Annotated in this window: 1 protein-coding gene; it reads left to right on the top strand. The window is 65.5% G+C overall.

Going from position 1 to position 472, the window contains the following annotated elements; all coding sequences use genetic code 11:
- A partial coding sequence (locus tag FJV41_RS57350; RefSeq protein ID WP_220138008.1) for a C40 family peptidase occupies positions 1-472 on the top strand: 472 nt, incomplete at both ends.

Genomic DNA, 472 nt, shown 5'->3' with positions numbered 1-472 from the left:
CTCCCCACAACAACGCAGCCGCCTCGGCCGCTGATGACCTCGATCGGTTCCTGATCGACCGCCATCAGGTGCTCAATCAGCTGCGCGAAGTGAGGGCTTCCGTCCAGGACCGTACCGGCGAGTTGATCTCCACCGCCATGGGCTTCCTCGGCGTGCCCTACCGCCGTGGTGGCAATACCGCCGACAGCGGCTTCGATTGCAGCGGTTTCATCCGCGCGATCTACGGCCAGACCGTCGGGCTCGCGCTGCCCCGCCGCGCCAATGAGCAGGCCGAGGCCACCGAGAAGATCGACAAGAAGGATCTCCAGCCCGGCGATCTCGTCTTCTTCAATACCATGCGCCGCGCCTACAGCCATGTGGGCCTCTATCTCGGCGAAGGCAAGTTCATCCATGCGCCCCGCTCCGGCGCCGAAGTCCGTGTCGAGGACATGAGCGCGTCCTACTGGAAGCTCCGCTTCAACGGCGCCCGCCG

This window comes from Myxococcus llanfairpwllgwyngyllgogerychwyrndrobwllllantysiliogogogochensis, from assembly GCF_006636215.1.
Classification (GTDB): Bacteria; Myxococcota; Myxococcia; order Myxococcales; family Myxococcaceae; genus Myxococcus; species Myxococcus llanfairpwllgwyngyllgogerychwyrndrobwllllantysiliogogogochensis.
This window is presented reverse-complemented; position numbering and strand designations above follow the sequence as displayed.